Genomic DNA, 241 nt, shown 5'->3' on the forward strand with positions numbered 1-241 from the left:
AATCTACCAGTACGACAAAGGAATGATACATGCGAAGGTGTTGACCATCGATGAGGAGATTGCTGCCGTAGGCTCAGCAAACTATGATATGAGAAGTTTTCGCCTGAATTATGAGGTGTGTCAAGTCGTGTACAGTGCTGATGTGGCAAGAGAACTCACAGAGCAGTTCGAGGGGGATCTTACTGATTCTGTACCATTAAGAATTGAAGACTTGTTGCAACGATCCCTGACCGAGCGCATT

General features: G+C 45.6%; 1 protein-coding gene. It reads left to right on the top strand.

Annotation, left to right across the window (positions count from 1 at the left end; all coding sequences use genetic code 11):
- Nucleotides 1–241, top strand: a 241-nt coding sequence (locus tag QQZ16_RS04410) for a phospholipase D-like domain-containing protein (RefSeq protein WP_284561144.1), incomplete at both ends; no start/stop codon positions are given.

Origin of the sequence: Bacillus sp. T2.9-1 (assembly GCF_950097965.1) — a bacterium.
Classification (GTDB): domain Bacteria; phylum Bacillota; class Bacilli; order Bacillales; family Cytobacillaceae; genus Niallia; species Niallia hominis.